Consider the following 20,459-nt stretch of genomic DNA (forward strand, 5'->3'; position numbering starts at 1 on the left):
ATCAGTCAATTCTTAAGCCGCCCAAATCATACGTTTTTAAACCGCCATAAACCGACAATTTTAAACCGCCCTTGACAATAGTTCTTTACTTTTTAAATTTCAAATTTTTTAAGAATTTATTCAATCATTTATATGTATTTTTTAAAAATATTGATAATTTTTAATCTTAATTGCTTTTTATCAACTAAAAATCAAACGATTTGTTAATTAACATAAAATTAGATTTTATTATTTATGATCATTGATTCTTAAATTTTTTAGCCAAACTATCTAATAACTCGATCATGTCATTGCCCATTTTATAATTTTTTTGCAAGTGATAGACAGGATCTCATTGGGCGTTAATCACTGATCGAGCTTAGAAAATCGTCCAATCATCTTACAGAAAATATCCACAAAAAACCACTAGCTCATTCATCATCATGACTAGCTAGTGGTTTTGGATCAAACTTAATGTTTATGCTTCAACAGCAATTTGCACATCCTGTGCTTGTTTGATATGGTGTTCGTCCATGTAATCTAAAATTTGTTGGATCGTGATGTATGGGACGTCTAACCGTTCAGCAACTTTAAAAAGATCATCTCGCCGTGCCATCTTACCGTCATCTTTCAAGACTTCAATAATAACGGTAACTGGTTGCGCTCCTGCCAAGTAAGCGAGATCTACGGAAGCTTCAGTGTGCCCGATTCGCTTGCGAAGGCCTCCGTCTTGCGCATAAAGGGGTTGAATATGCCCCGGATGATTAAAGTCGCTTGCTTTGGCTTCAGGATTGGCAATGTGTTGAATTGTTGCTGCGCGATCAAAAGCCGAAACCCCAGTAGTAACTCCCGTGGCTGCAAGCGTCCCATCACAGGTGGTCATAAATGGCGTGCCGTTTGGATCAGTACTATTTTCGACCATCTTGGTAAAGCCAAGTTGCTTGGCCCGTTCAATCGTTAATGGAACACACATTAATCCGTTAGCCTCTTTTAACATTTGGTAAACCACTTCTGGCTTAATCTTGTCAGCTAAGGCCACTAAATCGCCTTCGTTTTCCCGATCTTCGTTGTCAGAAAGAATAATAAATCCGCCGTTAACTAATGTTTCTAATGCTTCTTCAACCGTGTTAAACTTGCTTGACATGTTAAAGTCCTTTCTCTCATTCACTTAAATGACAACAACGATTTGCAAATCATGGGGTTAGTATACGGAATTATCCGATCTTTGTAAATACAATATCTAATATTGTTCGTAAATTATCCCTTATTTGATAAAAACCAAATTCATCATTCAGATATTTTTATGAGAAATCGCTTTCAGACTTTAAGATTTATTGTTCGTTTTTCATCGATTGACAGATTTAAGTTTCGTTCATTAATTAACGTTCGTCTTTAAATTTCTTTTTCCCAATTGACCTATACTCCTGGACTTGCATGATGTAAATAGCCCCAGCAGAGATGATTCCGTAGCTGTTGCATAATGATTTTGAAAGGCATATAACTTGCCCTAACGAAATTAATCCTTTCGATCGTACAGACGAAACCGTTTAATCGCTTGTGACATGCCGTTGAAATATTGATAATCAGCTTGGTCCCACTTTTTAGCTTGAATTGGATCTATGCTTGCGATCGCCAAAATTAACCAGGATTCAAGAATTGCTAGCGCTTCTTGGCGTTCCACCCGGTTCATTTGCAGTTGCATTAACTCGTCATCTAAATAAATTTTGTGGACTCCCCCGTTAGGAGCAGGAAAATCAACCCGTAAGACGTGAGCTACTTGATAAAAGTTTGCCGAAATCCCATAACGATCACAAAAGCGTTCAATCCAGTATTTAGAAGCACCATAAATATCATTGTCTGACCAAGCCATCTTATATCACCCCAAAATTTTTTGATAAATAAGACCACATAACAAACCCGGGTAATCATTTTCATACCCGGGTTAATGCTTATAAGAATCCAAATGATTTTCCCAGTAAGCCTAAGAGTAAGAAAAGCTTACTACAATCATAATTGTAGCAAGCCCCATTGAAAAAAGTAACTCAAGCGCTTTCCTGTTTTGGAATAATCAGTCAAAACTAAATAAACGGATTAATCCTTTTTATTCAAGCTTCACCAATTTTCTTAAGTTGATTTATTCCGCTGGGTCTTTACCAATTTCTTCATCAAAGAAACCTAAACCATCGCTTTCAAGCGTTTTCAAATAAGCAACTAATTCAATTGCCGAAGCCGGATTAAGCTCATTTACCGCATTTAACCCCATCCCCGTTGGGACCGTTTCACTCATCTTAGTAATTTCGTTTCCGTTTTGAATCGTTACTTGGGAACAAGAGATTGCCCAGTGACCATTAACGTTTGGGGCAAAGATAAAGAAGAGATTAAAATCCTCAGCTAAGTAAGCCGGCAAAAACCAGGCCAGATCGTCCAGTGGTTCTGGGGTCAAGTTTCCTTGCAAAGCAAAGCGGTCAATGTTTCCCTTGTTTGGAGCGACCTTTAACATAAACATGGTATTTTCAAATTCTTGCATCCCCATCTTCATCTCAGGGGTAATTTCTAATGGCATTAATCTTCCTCCGTAAAATTGGCCCGGTAAAAATCATACTTATGGTGAATATCAGCTAAAACTGCGTCCATAACGTGTTCACGGCCGTTTTCATCTAACTGGAAAGCCTCTTTGACCGCCTGTTGAAATTTAAGCCGCAGTAATGGTTGCTTGGTAAAAAGTGAGCTTAAATCAGTCGTCATAATGCCAATCTCTTTACCAGCATCAGGCTCTAAAAATCGACTCACTGCTGTAAATAAATCGGCTAGGACTTCGGCATACTTATGATCAGCGTACTTTAATTCCAGTTCCTCCATTCGATCATAATACTCTTTTCGGTTTAATCCCCGTTCATTCGCAAGGGCGTGTTCTTCGTCATATTGATGAGTTAGATAACTATCCCAGTCCCGGAAAGCATAAGTGGTTAATTTTAAGACCAGGTGTCGACCTTCTTTGGTTACATTCGTTGGCGCAAAGGGGCCTTGGGGATCGATCAAGTATGGTTGAACCAACTGTTGTGCCACTAGATAATAGAAAGTTCCAGGTAAAAGTTCTTCGTCTCGATCATCAGCATACAGTTTTCCTGTCCCTTCAAGACTTGGGAGGTGGATCAAGCTTAACCGGGTTTGGTTAACGGTATAGATAATATCTTCAATTTCCTCATCGATTACTTCACGTTTGCTAATAACTTGCAAAACATGGGTAAACAACCGAATCAGCTCTGCCTTTTCTTTAGTCTGGTTGGGATACACTCCACCTTGATGCTCATATTTCCGGGTTTCGCGTTCTAGTTGTTCTTCCAAGGCAGTAGTCATTCGTTCAATTTGAACCGGAAGAACCTGGGTCTTCCCCGCAAAACTTTCCTTCGCTACCTCGCGCACCGCTTCTCTTAAGATCGGCCGTATTTCAATGAAATCAGGAAAATCGAAGACGTTTTGAAACTCTTCTTCCCGGGCGGCCTGAACTTTTGCTGAATCAAGATTAAACTTGGTAACCATGTGAAACCTCCTCTAGCTTAATATGTATTAAAAGGGTTGGAAAAACGCAACCCTTTTTTATTTCTGCATGTTATACCGAAACTCATTTCGAAGATTACGGCTTTGAGGATAAGCGTGGGCAAAGAATAATCTGTCCCAGATTAACTTTTATTCACCTTACCCCGTCGAGGCGATCGATATGGGCTATTCACGATTGCAATTTAATTTACACTGATCCGCCGCCGGTAAATAATGTAGCGCCGGTAGGTGTATTGCCATGGCAAAGTTAAAGCGTGAACCAACCGCGTGAATGGGAAGTAACCAAAAACTAAGAATCCAGAGAAAACGTGAATCTTATAAATTAATGGGACATTATTCATCAACTGCCATTGCGGATGAAGCGTAAATAAGCTCCGGACCCATGGCGAAATGGTTGACCGGTAATCGAATTCGATAAAAGCTCCAGTAATCGTACATGCCATTCCCAAGCAAATCACAATTAGGAGTAACCAGTCAACGAGAATATCATTAATCGAACTCGTTGCCCGAACCCGATCATTTGTCATTCGCCGATAAGTCAAAATTGCCATCCCAACAAGGGCCAAGGTCCCAGCTGGAATCCCCATCGTTAAGGATCCAAAGATGTGATACATATGGTCAGTAATGCCAAAGTATGCCGTCCATGACTTTGGTACTAACATTCCCAAAATGTGCCCGAAGAAGGCTAAGATGATCCCAACGTGGAAGAGAATGCTCCCAATCATCAGTTGCTTCTTTTCTAAAATCTCACTAGATTTAGCAGTGATAGTTGCTCCATAACGATTAAAACGAATGATTGTTCCTCCAAAAAAGAGGATTAACATGGCGTATGGATAAACCACCCAAAAGAAAATTGACCAGCCATTATGCATTTTCCGTGGCCTCCTTTACTAAACAGGACTTAATCAGTTGGCGGATTGCCCCAATCAACTTAATGTAAGGATCATCCGCATCGGCGGCCGCTTTTTGAATGAGGTTATAAGTCCCATCTTCAATTACCCCAAGGGCAAGTTGTAGATCACCCTGGCGGTCGTCATCCATAAAATCAGCATAAGCAAAGAATTCAAGTAATACTGGTAAATAGTCAGATAATTCACTTGTCACTTCAGTGATACCAAACATTTCGTAAAGCATCTTGAGCTTTGCTAGGACCGTTCCGCGTTCCCGTGAATCAGTCATCTTGTAGTATGACATGTAAAGGGTATAGCGACGGTTGAGTTCAAACAGTTCTGAATAGTGGCTTTCCCGGACTAACTCGCTTGGTTCGGCCAGTTCATCAAATAAAGCTAATATTTCTTGGCGAAATTTTGGGGATAGTGCTGAATTTTCAGCTAATGTTGCGCGATTTTCCAAGATAAAAGTCGTCTCCGTGGGATAATCACATAGCCGTGAAAGAACTGCCCAAACATCTTTAAGTTTATTAATCCGTTCAAAATTAATCACGCCAAATCCCTCCATAGAAGCTTTCTGCGTAGATTTGGTTAGTAGATTCACCAGCTTCGGCCTTCTTAAACATGCTGGAGTGTTGTGGTGCTAAAGCGCAACCCTCACATTCATCGTAGCCAAGACTTCCTTGTTCGGTTTGCGCATCTTCCAATTGGGCCTTGTTGCTTTGTGGAATGACAAACCGGTCTTCATACTTAGCAATTGCAAGTAGCCGGTAAAGACTCTTGGCCCGACTAGCCGTTAAACCAACCTTTTTGAGCTTACTTTCATCAAAATCATGACCACTCGTTTGTGCCCGCATAAAAAGCCGCATCATTGCAAGTTTGTAAAGGGCTTGCTTGATCGCTGGTACGTTCCCTCCAGTTAATAAATTGGCAAGGTATTCAACTGGTACGCGCATTTGATCAATTCCCGGGAAGATCATTTCTGGGTTTTTAATTGAATCCCGTCCCTCAAAATAGGACATAACTGGCGATAGCGGTGGAATGTACCAAACCATCGGCATCGTCCGATATTCAGGATGAAGGGGGAAGGCAATCTTTTCCTTAACCGCCATCCGGTAAATTGGTGACTTTTGGGCAGCTTCGATCATTTCTTCAGAAATGCCATCAGCTAAGGCTTGCTTAACCACCTCGGGGTCGTTTGGATCTAAGAACAAACCAAGTTGCGCTTCGTACAGCTTCGTTTCATCTGCAGTTGAAGCAGCTTCTTCAACCCGGTCAGCATCATAAAGCATCGCCCCAATGTAACGAATCCGCCCAACACAAGTTTCAGCACATACCGTTGGCATCCCTTCCTCAATCCGTGGGTAGCAAAAAGTGCACTTTTCGGCCTTGTGCGTCTTCCAGTTGAAGTAAACCTTCTTGTATGGACAACCCGTCATGCAGAACCGCCAGCCCCGGCATCGTTCTTGGTCAACCAAGACAATCCCGTCTTCGTCCCGCTTGTACATTGCTCCCGATGGACATGAAGCTACACATGGAGCGTTCAAGCAGTGTTCACACAGTCGTGGTAAGTACACCATGAAAGCTTGTTCGAAGTTCTTCTTAATATCACTTTCGATTTTTTGCATGTTTGGGTCTTGTTGAACATATTCCGTGGAACCGGCTAAGTCATCATCCCAGTTCGGCCCGGTGGTTAATTCCATGCGCTTCCCAGTGATTTGAGAAACTGGCCGCGCAACTGGTTGGTGCTTCCGTTCCTTACCAAACAAAGTCTTATAATCGTAAGTCCATGGTTCATAGTAATTATCCAGTTCTGGCATGTCTTCGTTATAAAAAATCTTCCCAAGGGCGATCTTGTTTAACTTACTACCAGCCTTTAATTGCAACTTTCCTTTTGCGTTTAAGGTCCAACCCCCGTGGTATTGTTCTTCGTCTTCCCAACGCTTAGGGTAACCTACCCCTGGTTTGGTCTCAACATTGTTAAACCACATGTATTCCGCACCTGGGCGATTTGTCCAAGTGTTCTTACAGGTCACGGAACAGGTATGACACCCAATACACTTATCGAGGTTCAAGACCATTCCGATTTGGGCTTTAATCTTCATTCCAGTTCACCTTCTCCAATTTTCTTACGTTTGCGTAAAGGTCCCGTTGATTACCAGTTGGTCCGTAATAATTCCAACCATAACTCAATTGACCGTAGCCTCCAACCATGTGCGTTGGCTTAACGTGAATTTGAGTTGGCGCATTGTGCGAACCACCCCGATTACCAGTAATCGTTGATAATGGTTCGTAAATTTCATTATCTTGGGCGTGGTACATATAAAGTGAGCCTTCCGGCATCCGGTGAGAAACCACGGCCCGAGCAGTCACAACCCCATTCCGGTTGTAGAGTTCAACCCAGTCGTTATCCTTGACCGCAATCTTTTCCGCATCTTTTGGACTCATCCAAACGGTTGGGCCACCCCGGAAGAGCGTTAACATTTCGAGGTTATCATAGTACATGGTGTGAATATTCCATTTTCCGTGTGGGGTCATGTAACGTAAGGTAACTTCTTTGTCTGCTGGCTTAATATCCGTATCTGCTGGCCCCATCACTTGAGGTGGTAAGGATGGCTTAAAGGTGGCTAAGCCTTCCCCAAAGTCAAGGAAGATTTCGTGGTCAAGGTAAAATTGTTCCCGCCCTGTCAAGGTTTCCCAAGGAATCTTCCGTTCGATATTAAGAGAGAAGGCTGAGTAGCGATCACCACCGTGCTTAGCCGAGGTTCCGATTGGGGTTGGGTAGGCTTCTTGCGGTTGAGCAGTGATTTTCTCAAAACTCATCACGTCATCAGCGTGCCCCCGTCCAATGTCCTCAAGGGGTTCCCCCGTCCGGGCTTCCTTCTTCTTCCAAGCTAAGTCTGCTAACTTTCCGTTAGAAGCTGTTGACATGTGCAAAATGGCTTCGGCAACGTTCTTGTCTTCATCCAACCGTGGACAATCCGCGTTAATCCCTTCATCATAGGACCCTAAGATGTCCTTCAATTCATTATATTGAGGTTGAACATCATAAGCATAAGTCTTCATAATGTTTGGACCTAAGGCAATGAACTTGTCGTAAATTTGGGTGTAATCCCGCTTAACTAGCTTCAAACTTGGCATTGTCTTACCCGGAATTGGTTCACATTCACCCTTCTTCCAGTCTTTAATGGCCCCCATTGGTTGCCCAACTTGACCAGGTGTTCCGTGGCCCAGTGGTTGGGTTTTCAAGTCATAAACTGGTTCACTGTAGTACTTCTTAGCCATTTCACTAAAGGTCTTAGCCAGGAGTTTAAAGTGTTGCCAGTCACTCTTTGATTCCCACATTGGACTAATTGCCTTGTTAAATGGGTGAATGAATGGGTGCATGTCAGTACTGGAAAGATCCTCTTTTTCATACCAAGTTGCGGCTGGTAAGACTATATCGGAATACATTGCTGTTGAAACCATCCGGAAGTCCATGTCAACAACAAGATCAAGCTTCCCGGTTGTATCACCATCCCGCCAAACCATGTCTTGTGGCTTTAAGCGGTTATTTGGCTTAGCTAACAAACCATTTTCCGCTCCAAGCAGGTGCTTCATAAAGTATTCGGCACCTTTCCCGGAAGAAGCAAACAGGTTTGACCGCCATAAGAAGAAGGCCTTTGGTTGGTTTTGCTTAGCGTCTGGGTCTTCAGCGGCGAAGTGAAGCTTCCCGTTCTTCAACTCTTCAACCACGTGCTTGCTTATTGCCTGCATGTCGGTGGTCCCGTAATCCTTAGTGAAGGAGAGGGAGTTCCGATCAAATTCAGGATATGATGGTAACCAACCTAACCGAATCGCCATTTGGGTGTAGTCCGCATTGTTTAAGTAGCGGTGGGTTCCCTTGTAAACCGGTGAATATTGAGCTTGGTTATCCATTTCTTCATACCGCCATTGGTCAGTAGCGAAGTAGTACCAAGAAGTCCCTTGTTGTTGGCGGAAACCACCTGGTTCCCAGTCGTTAGCAAAAGTAATGTTAGCCCAACCTTCTTGTGGTCGTAACTTTTCTTGACCAACGTAGTGGGCCCAACCACCACCTTGAACCCCGACACAACCGCAAAGCATCAAGATATTAATGATCGTCCGGTAGTTCATATCGGCGTTGAACCAGTGATTAACCCCACCACCCATGATGACCATACACTTACCATTGGTATCAATGGCCGTTTGGGCAAATTCTCGGGCAATTTGGGTTACCAGATCAGCCTTAACTCCTGTTCGTTTTTCTTGCCAAGCCGGTGTAAAGGCGCTAGTGGCATCAGTTTCATCCTTAGCAGCGAGTTCATCGCCTTCATAACGCTTAATCCCGTATTGGGCAAGCATTAAGTCGTAAACAGTCGCAATTTGGTGAGTGGTCCCATCAGTAAATTCAACTGTCTTCACCGGGATATGCCGTTGAACAACTTCATTCCCTTCATTGCTAAAAGCAGGGAAATCGATGATTGCTTGGCTCGTTTCACCAGTCGCTTCAACTGAAAGGGCTGGATCAATGGCTTGACCATCCTCAGTTGTTAATTCAAGATTCCATTTTTTTCCTTCGTCATATTGTTGACCAAGGGTTCCGTTTGGCGCGATGAATTGGTGGCTGTTTTGATCAAAGATAACCGTCTTCCATTCACTGTTTGAAACTTTTTCACTTGTTAGGTCAGAGATCCGGACAAACCGCCCAGCAGTAACGTGATCCTGGTTAGCTTCACTTGTCGTCAAGTCAACGAAGAATGGCAAATCGGTATATTGCTTACTATATTGTTCAAAGTATGGCACGGTTTGTTGCTGGTAGAATTCGTTTAAGATGACATAGGTCATTCCTTGGGCAACCCCAGAGTCGGTCCCTGGTTCTGGAGCCATCCAATCATCAGCGAACTTAACGTTTTCAGCGTAGTCTGGACTAACCGCAACTACCTTGGTCCCTTTATAACGAACTTCCGTCATAAAGTGGGCATCGGGCGTCCGGGTCAACGGGATGTTGGACCCCCACATAATAATGTAGGAAGCGTTATACCAATCGGCTGATTCGGGCACATCGGTTTGTTCACCCCAAACTTGTGGGGATGCCGGTGGTAAGTCGGCATACCAATCGTAGAAACTCATGACTTCCCCACCAATTAAGGAAAGGAACCGGACCCCAGAACCAAAGGAAAGCATCGACATGGCTGGGATTGGTGTAAAACCAGCGATCCGGTCAGGCCCATAAGTCTTGATGGTGTATAGCAGGGCGGCCGAGATCATTTCTAGGGCTTCGTTCCGGTGGACCCGGACCATGCCACCCTTACCACGTGCGGTTTTGTATTCCTTTTCCTTGACTGGATCTTCAACAATACTTGCCCAGGCATCAATTGGATTTTCGTGATCCTTCTTGGCAGCCGTCCACATCTTCCAAAGCCGCCCGCGAATATATGGATACTTGATTCGAACTGGACTATATTCATACCAAGAGAAACTTGCTCCTCGAGGGCATCCCCGAGGTTCATATCCTGGAATGTTTGCACCACAAGATGGGTAGTCAGTTGCTTGGTGTTCCCAAGTGATTACCCCTTGCTTAACATACACGTTCCAACTACAAGAACCGGTACAGTTAACCCCGTGGGTCGTCCGGACCACTTTATCGTGGGCCCAACGTTGCCGATAGAGTTTTTCCCAACGCCGATTATGTTCTTCGAGTTGGGTGAAGGTACCGTTAAACTTTTCAACTTTATTGAAAAAGCGTGACTTAAGCACAGTTTTAACCTCCTTCTTAAATAAGCGGCTTAAAGCGGGGACAATTTGCTAAAGTAAGCTATTTCCCTAATACCAAGATTATCACCAAGGTTGCTATACTACGACTAGGGAAATACCTATATTTTGAATTGAGGTGGTTTGATGAACCGTTATGATCGACAAGCACGTGTTTCCAAAATTGGCCCAGCTGGTCAAGCCAAAATTGCCGCTGCTCACATCGTAATTGTGGGTCTAGGAGCACTTGGGAGCTACGCTGCCGAAGAATTAGTTCGGGCCGGGGTTGGTGAATTAACCCTAGTTGATCCAGATACCCTTTCGTTTACGAATTTACAGCGGCAAACAATGTATACTGAAGCTGATGTAAACGCAAAAAAATTAAAGGTTGAAGCTGCTAAAGAGCATCTCTTAGCAATTAATAGTCAGGTAAAACTACACCTTTACCCCGCACCATTAAGTGAAGATGTCTTGGCAGCCAACCAATTCGATCTCCTTTTAGATTGTCTCGATAACTATACTAGTCGCGATTTAATCAACCACCTTGCAATTAAAAATCACTTCAATTATCTCTTTGCTTCCTGTGCTGGGACTTTTGGTTCGGTCATGGCGGTCAAACCAGATAGCCATCACCCTTGTTTAAGGTGTTTGTATCCTAATATTGAACAACTAAAGCAAACTGATTGTGACTTAATTGGAGTTACCACCCCGCTGGTTCCTTTGGTTGCTTCTTTACAGGTGGCCCTGGCGATGAAGCTTTTGATTGCTCCTAACCAAGTTGATTACGATCACCTTATCACGCTTGATAGTTGGTCAATGCAATTTCAAAAGTTTAAGATTCAAGTCAACGACCATTGTTTGGCTTGTCAAAAAAGACAAGTCCCAACAGCAAAGCCTTTTCAAAGTCAAGTTCATGTACTGTGTGGAACCAATACTTACTCGCTTAATCTCCAAGCCAAACTTGATTTAGCTAAACTTGCTAATCAACTTGCCAATTACCAAATTAAGGCAAAACCCGGGTTCCATTTTATTGGGCTTGAGTGGCACAATTATAAAGTAAGTATTTTTGAAAATGGTCGGTTACTTCTTTATGGAGCGTCTAGCCTGGCGGAGGCGACCGCTGAGCTTACCGCCCTGCAAGAAATTACTATCAAATAGAGAGGAAGTTGGGTATTGAAATTTGCAATTATTACGGTTAGCGATTCTCGAACCAAAGCCAATGACAAGAGTGGTCAATTAATCAAAGCAAAGTTTTTAGCTGCGGAGGCAGAATGTCTTGATTATGTAATTGTAAAAGACGATCTTGTTAAGATCCAAGCTGCCTACTTACAAGCTGAACTTACCGAGCCAGATTTAATCATCTTAAATGGGGGTACTGGCATTGCCAAACGGGACGTTACCATCCCCGCCATCACGCCTCTCTTAACCACTCAGATCCCTGGTTTTGGTGAGGCCTTTCGTCAATTATCATTTACAGAAGTTGGGACCCGCGGACTTGCTTCCCGGGCTCTTTGTGGCTTTAACTACCGGAATCAACTAACCTATTGTGTTCCGGGTTCGGTTAATGCTGTTACCCTAGCCCTTGAGAAATTAATCTTGCCAGACTATCAACACTTACTCTTTGAACGAAGTGAAGCCAGAAAGGAAATGCACCATCATGTTAACTAGACGGACGCCAATCAGTATTCCTGATGCCCAAGCGAAAATTGCCAACCTACCACTAAAACCGCAGACTGAAATTATCCCCACTATCGAGGCTAATCACCGGGTGCTTGCAAAACCGGCCTTAGCGAGTTACGATTATCCGCATTTCCGCCGGTCGGGGATGGATGGTTATGCCATCTTGGCTGAAGATGACCATGATTTCCCCCGAGAATTTAAGGTTGTCGGTGAAGTCCCCGCGGGAGCAACCTGGGATCAACCACTGCAACCAGGGACAACGGTCCGGATTATGACCGGAGCTGCCGTCCCGACAGAAGCTAGCAAAGTAATCCGGATTGAAAAGACCCGGCCAAGCAAAGACGGCAAAACAGTGCGGATGTTAACCACTGAATCCCACAGTAACATTACCGAAATCGGGACGGACTTCCATGCTGGGGATGAAGTGTTAGCTACTAATCAAGAAATTAATCCGGGTGGAATCGCCGCTTTAACCGCTTTTGGCGTTGAACAAGTTACCGTCTACCAACAACCCCGAATTGCGATTTTAGCAACCGGATCCGAATTACTCCAACCGGGAGAGCCAATCGAAACTGGCAAAATCTATAATAGTAATGGCCCAATGCTCAAGCGCTTGGTTGAAGAAACCGGTGGGATCGTTGACTTCGAAGCTCAACTACCTGATGAACCAGAACAATTAAAAGACGCCCTGGAAAAAGTAATTCAAACCCACGAAATCGTCATTACTGACGGTGGCGTGTCAGTTGGTGATTATGACTTTATTGGGGATGCCGCTCGGCAAGCTGATAACTTACTCTTCAATAAAGTTAAGCAACGACCAGGCAGCGTTACGACGGCCTTTGTCCAAGATGGTACCTTTGTCATGGCCCTTTCTGGAAATCCTGGAGCTTGTTTTGTTGGTTTCTACCTATATGTGGAACCTTTAATTCGGCGCTATCAACACCGACCATCCCGGATTAAAGAAGTTAAGGGAATTTTAGCTAAGCCATACACCAAGACAAACGGTTATGACCGAGTATTACGGTGCACATACGAATTTAAGGACGGTCAATTCTTAGTTTATCCGAACGGCACTGACCGTTCAGGGTCGCTTGCAAACCTCCAAACCACAACCTGTTTCTGTGTTATTCCGCATAGTGAAAAACCAATTGCATTAAACGCGGAGGTGACGACATGGTTGTTACCATTCAAATCGTAGGCCATAAAAAAAGTGGCAAAACCTTAGTTACGACTCAGCTAATTCAAGCGTTAACTCAAGCTGGCGTATCTGTTACCGCAGTTAAACACGATGCTCATTGGGGCCAAATGGATCAACCAGGGACCGACAGTGATCGCTTTAGCCAAGCTGGTGCTAGCCAAGTTGTTTTAGATTCAAACCAGGGAAGTTTTTACCACTTTCAACAACCCCAAGCCTTGGAAACAACCTTCAGCCACCTTAGTCCAACTGCAGTGCGCCTAATTGAAGGCTATAAGGCAGGCCCTTATCCCAAGCTCGTAATGTTAAAGCCAGATGAGCTTGCAACGAACTGGCACCAAAAAGGGATCCTCGCCTTCGCCAGTCTTACCGACCGCCCAGACCTTGATTTAATTGGAACTGATCAAATCGTTAATTGGTTACTTACGTATTTACAAATGCACCTTCAGGAGGAAAAGAAAATGTCAGATCCCCTCACCCACTTTAATGATCAAGACCGGGCAAAAATGGTTGATGTTACTCAAAAAGCCGTTACCAGTCGGGTTGCGACCGCAACGGGCCAAATTACCATGCACCCAGACACTTTGTCCCGGATTAAGACAGGAAAAATTAAGAAAGGCGATGTGCTGGCTGTTGCGCAAGTTGCCGGAATTATGGCTGCTAAGAAAACGAGTGAATTAATCCCTATGTGCCATCTCATCCCGCTTACCGGGGTTGATCTCCACTTTAGCGATAACAAAAAAGACACCATAACCGTGACTAGCAAAGTAAAAACAAAGCACGTCACTGGGGTTGAAATTGAAGCTTTAAATGCGGTCCAAATCGCCCTCTTAACCATTTACGATATGTGTAAAGCAATGGATCGAGGAATGGTCATTCATGATGTCCATCTCCTTGAAAAGGATGGTGGAAAGAGTGGTCACTTCGTCTTTGGAGAATAAACCCTATGGGCTTGTCTTAGCTGGGGGGCAGTCCCGCCGCTTTGGGAGGGATAAAGCCCTGGCAATTATTGCTCAAGAACCAAACGTCCTAATTGCCGTTAAACGCCTCCTACCCGTTTGCCAACAAGTTATCGTGGTTGCCAATAAAAATAATCTTGTTGCAATCCGTAACCTTGTGGCTAAGTTCGAGCGGTGTCAGGTAATTGTTGATCAGCCCCCCTACTTGGGAATTGGTCCCCTTGGGGGAATTTACGCTGGCTTATCCAAATTTTCGCCTAACCAAAAGGTTAATCTGATTATAACTGCAGTTGACTATCCCCAACTCCCCCCAAAGGTATTCCAAGAATTGGTTAGCCACCCCCAAGTTTACTTAGCCGACTTGGTAAAAGCCCATTATACTTTGGCTCATTTGATAACAAGTAAAGCGGTCATCACAACCTGGCTCGCTGAACATTCCCGCCACCGCCTTCAAGATTTTCTAAAAGAACTAGCTTGTCAACCCTTGACGAGCCCAACGAACCTAGTAAACTGTAATTACCAAAGGAGAATTGACAATGATCAAAAGTAAAACTGAAATGACAGAACCGGATTTTCAAAAACTAATCACCTTGGTTTTGGCCGATCTGACGATTCGTCGGACCCTCTTAGAAAACCGGGTGGCTGAAGTTAACGAAGAAATGCGTTCTTTAGAAAAAGATGCCGAGTTAGAAGATCTCGATAATCAGATTACTGCCATTCAAGCTGATTACGATCATTATAAAGAGTATGCTGATCCAAGCTTTAATATTGATCTTGATCAATATTATCACAGTATGAAATAAATATTCTTTTTGGAATATTTAAATTTTTAGAAAATTGCCTTATAATTAGGAGGAAGAGTAATGGGCGTAGAACAGGCACCAGTACGTAACCGCTATCAAGAAGTGGTTACCCGACTTTATCATTCCAGTAACTACGACTTTGTTGGAGTTGCTTTACGTGAAAATCAGAGTCCTCACTTAACTCGGTGGATCCATGTTTTAGGTAATACCAATGAACGTTGGCGGCGGATTGTTCTACGGCGAGGTATTGGGCTAGCAGGACTGGTTGTCCAAACCGGTCAACCCTTTTTGAATAACGAAATTTTACAACTTGACTACCGCAATCAATTTTATTGTCCGATTGCGCGGTTAGAACAATTAACCAACGTTGTTGCTGTGCCAATTACGAAGGCACCGTTTAACCAAGTCGTTGGGGTGCTCTTGGCTGGTTACCGGGAGCACAAAAAAGAAATGAACGACCAAGATATTCAAAAGTTGTCCCAATACCTTCACTAGGATTGGAGGCAACTTTTTTTATGCTTGAAACTAATAAATGGATCCAAAAATTTTTTGATCGTTCATCAGATGCACTCCTGATTTTTCAAGAAGACGAATTGGTGTTAAGTAACCAACTTGCGCGGGAATTACTTGACCAATTAGATTTAAAATTAACCTACCTTCTGCAAGTCGCTCGTAATAAAATTGCCCAGCAGCAAAACGTTGTTGATAATTGCTTCAACTGTGCAATTTTGGATCATATGCCTAACCACATTATTCCGCTCACCTTAACTACCAAAACAGGTCAAAAACTTCATTACTCCATTACCTATCAGGTTTTAGATGAAGAAAATGAAGTTTTAGCAATTGAGCTAAAAAGTCAAGAAGCCCTCCACCGGGCAAACGAACTGGCCCAGCAAAAGCAACTAAATCAATACGTTAACCGGGCGTATGAAGATGAACGAAAGCGAATTTCTCGTGACTTACACGACAGTATTGCTCAGGGTTTATACTCGGTGCGAATGGGAATTCAACGAATTGAAAACGAAAAACTAAGTTCCGATGAACTTCAAGCAATTGCTGAAATGGTTGAGACCCAACTTGATGATACTCTGGCGGAAGTTAAGGGGATGGCCTTAGAAATTCGCCCCAGTGTTTTAGATAGTTTTGGCTTAGTTGCAGCGCTCAAAGCGCTTACTAAGCGTCTACAAGAAAATTCGGGAGTCGGGTTTACGGTTATTAACCAGGTAAACGGTACACATCTCTCTGATGATGTAAAAAGCGTTTTATACCGGGTTGCCCAAGAAGCAATTAGTAATGCTCTTCGCCATGCCAATCCAACAGAAATCACCATTATGTTAGTGACGCATCCAAACTTTATTAGTCTAGAAGTTATAGATGATGGGGATGGCTTCGAAATCAACAGTAATAAAGATGATTACAACGGTCATTCGATGGGACTAATGAACATGAACGAGCGAATCAAGGCTTTGAATGGAACCTTCAATATTGATTCAGCCCTTGGGGAAGGAACCACGGTCATGGTTCGGTTCCCAATTACCAAATCAAACCACCAAAAGGAGGAGACAATTAATGAGTAAGGCCTACCACGTTTTAGTTGCAGATGACCACGCCGTCGTCCGGTCCGGAATTGCTTATTTGGTCAATCAACAACCTCTTTTTGAAGTTATTGCTGAAGCCGCAAACGGTTCTGACACTTACATGCGAGTTGAGCAAGGGGGGATCGATATTTTAATTATGGATCTTAGTATGCCCCCCGGGGAAAGTGGCTTGGTCACAACCCAACGGATTCACGAAAAATTCCCGGATGTTAAAATTATTATTCTTTCCATGCACGAAGAACAGGAATATATTAATCAGGCTTTGCATAACGGAGCAACGGCCTACATCCTTAAGAGCTCTGCTGATGGCGAGATTATCCAAGCCTTGAAACACGTCATCAACGGGACCGAGTATCTAGATAGTAATATTCAACTTTCTAAGGACGACTTAAAAGAAATTAACCGGGATGGCGTTGAAGTCAATGGCTTAACTGGTTATGCCAGCCTCTCCAAGCGAGAAAAAGAAGTTTTCCCCTTTGTTGCCCTTGGTTACTCTAATAAAGAAATTGCTAGCAAATTATTTATCTCCACTAAGACCGTTGAAGCCCACAAAGCAAGTATTACCCGTAAGCTCAAGCTTTCAAGTCGGGCCGAATTAGTGCGATACGCCGTACACCACCATTTAATTGATCTGTGATTGAGTTCGGAATAACGTTATCAGACAGTTCAATTTGATAAGCTAACAACGTTAAAATATCCTCGTTAGATTACATTTTGCGTAATCCAGCTCTGCTTTGGAAGCTGTACTCGAGATAAGCTGACAGTCTTGGACCTACAACCATGCCTGCCTAGTTTATTACCGGACGCTTTCGGCGGAGCCTTTTTTGTTTTTAGTGTTTTTACCCTATAGACTTACCGCTTAAAGACCGGTACGATGAAGAAAATAGAATTTTGGAGGAAGCAAAAATGGCAACCAACGTTAGTACAAATGAAGAACTACGGGGAATCTTAAGTGATGTTTCCCGTCACCGGTTCCCTAACCGGCGGCAAATTAACCCCAATTCAATGCTTTTTCAAACCATTTGCTTAGCAGTCGACGAAGGATATCTTCGGGGGGCAAAATTAGAAAACAGTCAACATCAATTGCTTGCCACGTTTGATCTTACTGCTGCGGAATTAACTGCCAAGGGTGAAGCAAAATTGACGAGCCTCACTAACCAAAGTACAAAGGAAGGGTAACGATGGATATTCAAAGTCAACTTAATCGTAACTATCTTAACACCGCAATTTATACCTCAGGATTCTATGCTGATCCAACAAATGAACTTGATACCCATGATAAGCTCTATGATGCATTGAAGTCCTTTACGATGAATCAAGCTGCCGATACCCCATTCTCCCTGCAGATTATGTTAACGAACGGGGAAATAAACGTGATGCCCCTGGGCTTAATTGACCTCAATGAACTCAAAGAATACGAAAGCAAACAACGAGCTGAACGCGGATTGGACTACGAAAGTGACCAAATTCCATTGGTGGTTCGGTTTGCCCCGCACGAAGAAAACCACCAAGTTGAAAAAGAAATTGTTGGGACTACCCAAGACCTTTTCAATGATTTTAGCAGTAGTTTTCAAGCAATTTGGGCAGTTATTAAGGGCTATTTGACAACTAACCACCAACTTTTATTAGGGGTGGAAGCTGACCTAATGGCGGACTTTGATGACGTTCAAAAAGAATACCTTGCTAATTTTCAACGGATGTCAGCTGAAGAACGAGAAACCAACCTCGGAATAAGATTAGCCGATGATGAGCTAGATCATTTCAGTACCTTTATGGCCGAAATGCATGCGGTTCAAGCTATTGTCATGTCAGCGGCTAACTTTACCCGGCAAGAAATCATTGGCGATGATCTCTTCGCTCAAGCGCTAAACGATAACGTTCGACGGTCAACTTTCTTCTGGGCGCTAGACAATACATTCTACCAAATCTTCTACTTTTTCTTGCAACGCTACGGTCAAGAAAATGAGAAGTTAACTAAACATCTCATTCACCAAAAGTCTCGATTAATTGTTCAAATGCGGGAGTCCGCTTTCAAACGGGCGCAACAAGCCGAGCAAAATCCAACAACTGCAGTTAATTGCGAAGAACTCTTTAGTGATCTCTTTATCCCCGTTGCTGAACAAATTGCCGCAATTTGTGAACCAAAATCACAGGCCTAACCATGGAATTTGAAAATAACGAATTAATTAAAGAAGGTTTTATCACCCAAATTAGTCAACTTTCTCCCTTGGTAAAAGGACTCCTCCCCCAACATCTACATCTGACCGGTCAATCCTTTCGAGGAGCTTTATTTAGTGCAATCTTGGGGAATAAGCTCGAACTAAATATGGATGAAGTTCAGGCGGCTCAACTACCCGAATTGCTTGCGCTCGCAAACTATCTAAACCCACCGACCTTTTTACCAAGTGAAAATCAACCAGGTGATCTTGTTCAAAGTAAGGCTGGTAGTTTTGCAGCTAGTTATTTACATGTACAATTCTCAACAATACTTGGTTTAATCGGCTTACCCACACCGCTAATCCAAGAACTAACCGTTGATGGTTCGGATTATGCTTTAGCACAATTACGGCATTTACAGTTAAATTATCGACAGACCTTGAAAGTTGCCGACTATCTTCAAGATCAGAAGTCTTTGATTGGTCAATTAGGTGCGATTACCGCTAAACTTGCCGTTAGTTTCGTCAAAACAGATGCGGAAACTGTTACCCTTCTTGGCCAAATTGGGCAGGAGTTAGCATTAGCCGTTGCGATCATAAAGGAAAACGAAGAAATTCATGATTTAAAGTGGCTAACTGATCAGATTATGCGAGGCTCATACCCGCTACTCCTTTTATTTGCCAAAGAAAAAGATCCGAAGTTCTTCGATCATTTCTTTAGCCAACCAAAAAAGCCAAGTAAACCGGAGTTTGAAGCGCTCCAAGCCCATTGTTTACAAGCCGAGTTTGAAGCCGTTGACATCGTCAAAGATATTCTGCGGCAAGTTCGTCTTGATCTAAAAATTTTGCCAGCACCGCTAAAAGCTGCTCCATTACTTACTCTGTGTGAGCAAATTTTACCGGAAGAATAAAAAACGAGGGCGGGAAGAAACTCATGTTTCTTCCCAGCCCCCTTTTTCATCTCCGAATGTTACTCAGTAACTAAGGTCAAAAAGCACGGCCTTAGCGGATAAGTGCGAACGAAAGGTCGATTCTAATGAATCAACCTTCGTTCTTCTTATCCCAACCAGGCCGTCAAGGAGCTTTTTTCCCAACCTCTTTCATTACTTCAATTGTTGCTGCAAAGCCAAGATCTGAACTTGTACTGTCTGATTGCGATTAAGCCGGGCAAAGGCCAAGGCATCATTTAAGCAAGCCCTTATTTTATCGTGCGGCGTAACTTGTTCAAGTAAATTTTTAGCCTGCAAAAGCTTTAACCGTGGTAAAAAGTAGGTAACGTGCTTAACCGAACAGATATCAAGGGCCATCCCGATCAGATCATTACTTACTTTTAGTTCTTTTACTAGCGAATGATATTCGGCTAAGTAATAAAGTAAAGTCAGCGTTTGGAAGTAATGACTGCCCTTTAATCCCGGGTTACCAAGCTGCTCATTCAGATAAGTTGTTACCTTATCAAAGAAGAACGCTGCTTGGGTAAGGTTTTCCTTCCTGACATATAAAATTCCCTTTCCTAAGTACGCGAGCTGCGAATAAATAGTTAAACGCCGTTCATCTAGTTCATCCAAAATATGAGTGAAGGAAAACATTACCTTTTCTGTTGGTTGATTAGTTAATACCCCAACCATCCCTTCAAGATAATAGTAATGCATTTGTTCTTCCGGTATTTCGATACTAGCAGGATTAACTTTAGCCAATAATTCAGTTGCTCGTTTAAAATTCTCAACCATTAGATTTTCTTCGATCAGTCCCAACAAATCTCTAAGATATCCAATCGAAGATGGATCGTAAGCGGTGAACAACTGCACGTATTGACAAAATAAAGAACGGACTAAGCAATTTCTTAGCCCGTTCTTTATTGCTATTTATGGCATGCTACTTGAACCTGTTTTG

21 protein-coding genes and 1 pseudogene are annotated in these 20,459 nt (G+C 43.0%); 13 read left to right on the top strand and 9 right to left on the bottom strand.

The genetic code is table 11. The features are described from left to right. Positions 1 to 457: 457 nt before the first annotated feature. The 8 genes from ribB to H5993_RS07350 all read right to left on the bottom strand — a co-directional run bounded on the left by ribB (position 458) and on the right by H5993_RS07350 (position 10,184). On the bottom strand, positions 458 to 1,123 hold the full coding sequence (ribB, locus tag H5993_RS07315; protein ID WP_204776841.1) for a 3,4-dihydroxy-2-butanone-4-phosphate synthase: 666 nt from the start codon (positions 1,121 to 1,123) through the stop codon (positions 458 to 460). A gap of 372 nt (positions 1,124 to 1,495) precedes the next feature. Further along, complete coding sequence (locus tag H5993_RS07320; protein ID WP_204776842.1) at positions 1,496 to 1,849, bottom strand: hypothetical protein; 354 nt, start codon at positions 1,847 to 1,849, stop codon at positions 1,496 to 1,498. Between the two features lie 264 nt (positions 1,850 to 2,113). Next, a complete protein-coding gene (locus H5993_RS07325; protein ID WP_180869483.1) occupies positions 2,114 to 2,542 on the bottom strand; it encodes a hypothetical protein in 429 nt (142 codons plus the stop codon). Further along, positions 2,542 to 3,519 carry a hypothetical protein gene (locus H5993_RS07330; protein ID WP_204776843.1) on the bottom strand — a complete coding sequence of 326 codons (978 nt, stop codon included), beginning with the start codon at positions 3,517 to 3,519 and terminating at the stop codon, positions 2,542 to 2,544. The genes H5993_RS07325 and H5993_RS07330 overlap by 1 nt, the downstream gene beginning before the upstream one ends. Positions 3,520 to 3,719: 200 nt before the next feature. Then, complete coding sequence (gene narI / locus H5993_RS07335) at positions 3,720 to 4,409, bottom strand: respiratory nitrate reductase subunit gamma (protein WP_180869487.1); 690 nt, start codon at positions 4,407 to 4,409, stop codon at positions 3,720 to 3,722. Then, positions 4,402 to 4,980 (bottom strand): nitrate reductase molybdenum cofactor assembly chaperone, encoded by a 579-nt coding sequence (narJ, locus tag H5993_RS07340; protein WP_204776844.1) that lies wholly within the window; start codon positions 4,978 to 4,980, stop codon positions 4,402 to 4,404. The genes narI and narJ overlap by 8 nt, the downstream gene beginning before the upstream one ends. Continuing rightward, a complete protein-coding gene (narH, locus tag H5993_RS07345; protein WP_180869490.1) occupies positions 4,973 to 6,532 on the bottom strand; it encodes a nitrate reductase subunit beta in 1,560 nt (519 codons plus the stop codon). Before narH ends, narJ begins: the two co-directional genes overlap by 8 nt. Further along, complete coding sequence (locus H5993_RS07350; RefSeq protein ID WP_204776845.1) at positions 6,522 to 10,184, bottom strand: nitrate reductase subunit alpha; 3,663 nt, start codon at positions 10,182 to 10,184, stop codon at positions 6,522 to 6,524. Before H5993_RS07350 ends, narH begins: the two co-directional genes overlap by 11 nt. Before the next feature lie 141 nt (positions 10,185 to 10,325). On the opposite strand from H5993_RS07350, the gene H5993_RS07355 reads away from it, so the two are divergent. From H5993_RS07355 to H5993_RS07410, 13 genes and pseudogenes are all read left to right on the top strand, one after another. Beyond that, entirely contained in the window at positions 10,326 to 11,336 is a 1,011-nt protein-coding gene (locus H5993_RS07355; protein ID WP_204776846.1) for a HesA/MoeB/ThiF family protein, read from the top strand. A 15-nt stretch (positions 11,337 to 11,351) separates the two neighbouring features. Continuing rightward, the gene (locus H5993_RS07360; protein WP_180869495.1) at positions 11,352 to 11,846 is read left to right on the top strand and encodes a MogA/MoaB family molybdenum cofactor biosynthesis protein; all 495 of its coding nucleotides are present in this window, start codon (positions 11,352 to 11,354) and stop codon (positions 11,844 to 11,846) included. After that, complete coding sequence (locus H5993_RS07365) at positions 11,836 to 13,056, top strand: molybdopterin molybdotransferase MoeA (RefSeq protein WP_204776847.1); 1,221 nt, start codon at positions 11,836 to 11,838, stop codon at positions 13,054 to 13,056. The genes H5993_RS07360 and H5993_RS07365 overlap by 11 nt, the downstream gene beginning before the upstream one ends. Beyond that, positions 13,032 to 13,367: pseudogene (gene mobB / locus H5993_RS09520) on the top strand (molybdopterin-guanine dinucleotide biosynthesis protein B); the annotation flags it as partial. The gene H5993_RS07365 and the pseudogene mobB, both read left to right, overlap by 25 nt. A gap of 147 nt (positions 13,368 to 13,514) precedes the next feature. After that, positions 13,515 to 13,994 (top strand): cyclic pyranopterin monophosphate synthase MoaC, encoded by a 480-nt coding sequence (gene moaC, locus H5993_RS09525; RefSeq protein ID WP_239458039.1) that lies wholly within the window; start codon positions 13,515 to 13,517, stop codon positions 13,992 to 13,994. Continuing rightward, positions 13,969 to 14,562 (top strand): molybdenum cofactor guanylyltransferase, encoded by a 594-nt coding sequence (locus tag H5993_RS07375; protein WP_338033142.1) that lies wholly within the window; start codon positions 13,969 to 13,971, stop codon positions 14,560 to 14,562. The genes moaC and H5993_RS07375 overlap by 26 nt, the downstream gene beginning before the upstream one ends. Beyond that, complete coding sequence (locus tag H5993_RS07380) at positions 14,552 to 14,815, top strand: hypothetical protein (protein ID WP_204776857.1); 264 nt, start codon at positions 14,552 to 14,554, stop codon at positions 14,813 to 14,815. The genes H5993_RS07375 and H5993_RS07380 overlap by 11 nt, the downstream gene beginning before the upstream one ends. A gap of 60 nt (positions 14,816 to 14,875) precedes the next feature. Continuing rightward, a complete protein-coding gene (locus H5993_RS07385) occupies positions 14,876 to 15,310 on the top strand; it encodes a GAF domain-containing protein (protein WP_204776850.1) in 435 nt (144 codons plus the stop codon). 20 nt (positions 15,311 to 15,330) lie between these two features. Further along, entirely contained in the window at positions 15,331 to 16,392 is a 1,062-nt protein-coding gene (locus tag H5993_RS07390; RefSeq protein ID WP_204776851.1) for a sensor histidine kinase, read from the top strand. Beyond that, positions 16,385 to 17,050, top strand: a complete 666-nt coding sequence (locus H5993_RS07395) for a response regulator transcription factor (protein WP_204776852.1) — start codon at positions 16,385 to 16,387, stop codon at positions 17,048 to 17,050. The genes H5993_RS07390 and H5993_RS07395 overlap by 8 nt, the downstream gene beginning before the upstream one ends. 269 nt (positions 17,051 to 17,319) lie before the next feature. Next, positions 17,320 to 17,592, top strand: coding sequence for a hypothetical protein (locus H5993_RS07400; RefSeq protein WP_204776853.1), 273 nt, complete (start codon positions 17,320 to 17,322; stop codon positions 17,590 to 17,592). Positions 17,593 to 17,594: 2 nt separating this feature from the next. Further along, a complete protein-coding gene (locus tag H5993_RS07405) occupies positions 17,595 to 18,572 on the top strand; it encodes a hypothetical protein (protein ID WP_204776854.1) in 978 nt (325 codons plus the stop codon). 2 nt (positions 18,573 to 18,574) lie between these two features. After that, positions 18,575 to 19,480 (top strand): polyprenyl synthetase, encoded by a 906-nt coding sequence (locus tag H5993_RS07410; protein ID WP_204776855.1) that lies wholly within the window; start codon positions 18,575 to 18,577, stop codon positions 19,478 to 19,480. Between the two features lie 192 nt (positions 19,481 to 19,672). Here H5993_RS07410 and H5993_RS07415 read toward each other — a convergent pair whose 3' ends face one another. Next, entirely contained in the window at positions 19,673 to 20,296 is a 624-nt protein-coding gene (locus tag H5993_RS07415; protein ID WP_204776856.1) for an XRE family transcriptional regulator, read from the bottom strand. Positions 20,297 to 20,459 lie beyond the last annotated feature (163 nt).

It is taken from the genome of Limosilactobacillus alvi (genome assembly GCF_016900115.1).
Lineage (GTDB): Bacteria > Bacillota > Bacilli > Lactobacillales > Lactobacillaceae > Limosilactobacillus > Limosilactobacillus alvi.

Coding starts and splice junctions, on each gene's coding strand:
- moaC (WP_239458039.1), top strand. CDS start 13,515: ATGTCAGATCCCCTCACCCACTTTAATGATCAAGACCGGGCAAAAATG.
- H5993_RS07400 (WP_204776853.1), top strand. CDS start 17,320: ATGGCAACCAACGTTAGTACAAATGAAGAACTACGGGGAATCTTAAGT.
- H5993_RS07365 (WP_204776847.1), top strand. CDS start 11,836: ATGTTAACTAGACGGACGCCAATCAGTATTCCTGATGCCCAAGCGAAA.
- H5993_RS07395 (WP_204776852.1), top strand. CDS start 16,385: ATGAGTAAGGCCTACCACGTTTTAGTTGCAGATGACCACGCCGTCGTC.
- H5993_RS07405 (WP_204776854.1), top strand. CDS start 17,595: ATGGATATTCAAAGTCAACTTAATCGTAACTATCTTAACACCGCAATT.
- H5993_RS07355 (WP_204776846.1), top strand. CDS start 10,326: ATGAACCGTTATGATCGACAAGCACGTGTTTCCAAAATTGGCCCAGCT.
- H5993_RS07415 (WP_204776856.1), bottom strand. CDS start 20,296: ATGGTTGAGAATTTTAAACGAGCAACTGAATTATTGGCTAAAGTTAAT.
- H5993_RS07390 (WP_204776851.1), top strand. CDS start 15,331: ATGCTTGAAACTAATAAATGGATCCAAAAATTTTTTGATCGTTCATCA.
- H5993_RS07320 (WP_204776842.1), bottom strand. CDS start 1,849: ATGGCTTGGTCAGACAATGATATTTATGGTGCTTCTAAATACTGGATT.
- H5993_RS07325 (WP_180869483.1), bottom strand. CDS start 2,542: ATGCCATTAGAAATTACCCCTGAGATGAAGATGGGGATGCAAGAATTT.
- H5993_RS07330 (WP_204776843.1), bottom strand. CDS start 3,519: ATGGTTACCAAGTTTAATCTTGATTCAGCAAAAGTTCAGGCCGCCCGG.
- H5993_RS07410 (WP_204776855.1), top strand. CDS start 18,575: ATGGAATTTGAAAATAACGAATTAATTAAAGAAGGTTTTATCACCCAA.
- narI (WP_180869487.1), bottom strand. CDS start 4,409: ATGCATAATGGCTGGTCAATTTTCTTTTGGGTGGTTTATCCATACGCC.
- H5993_RS07385 (WP_204776850.1), top strand. CDS start 14,876: ATGGGCGTAGAACAGGCACCAGTACGTAACCGCTATCAAGAAGTGGTT.
- ribB (WP_204776841.1), bottom strand. CDS start 1,123: ATGTCAAGCAAGTTTAACACGGTTGAAGAAGCATTAGAAACATTAGTT.
- narH (WP_180869490.1), bottom strand. CDS start 6,532: ATGAAGATTAAAGCCCAAATCGGAATGGTCTTGAACCTCGATAAGTGT.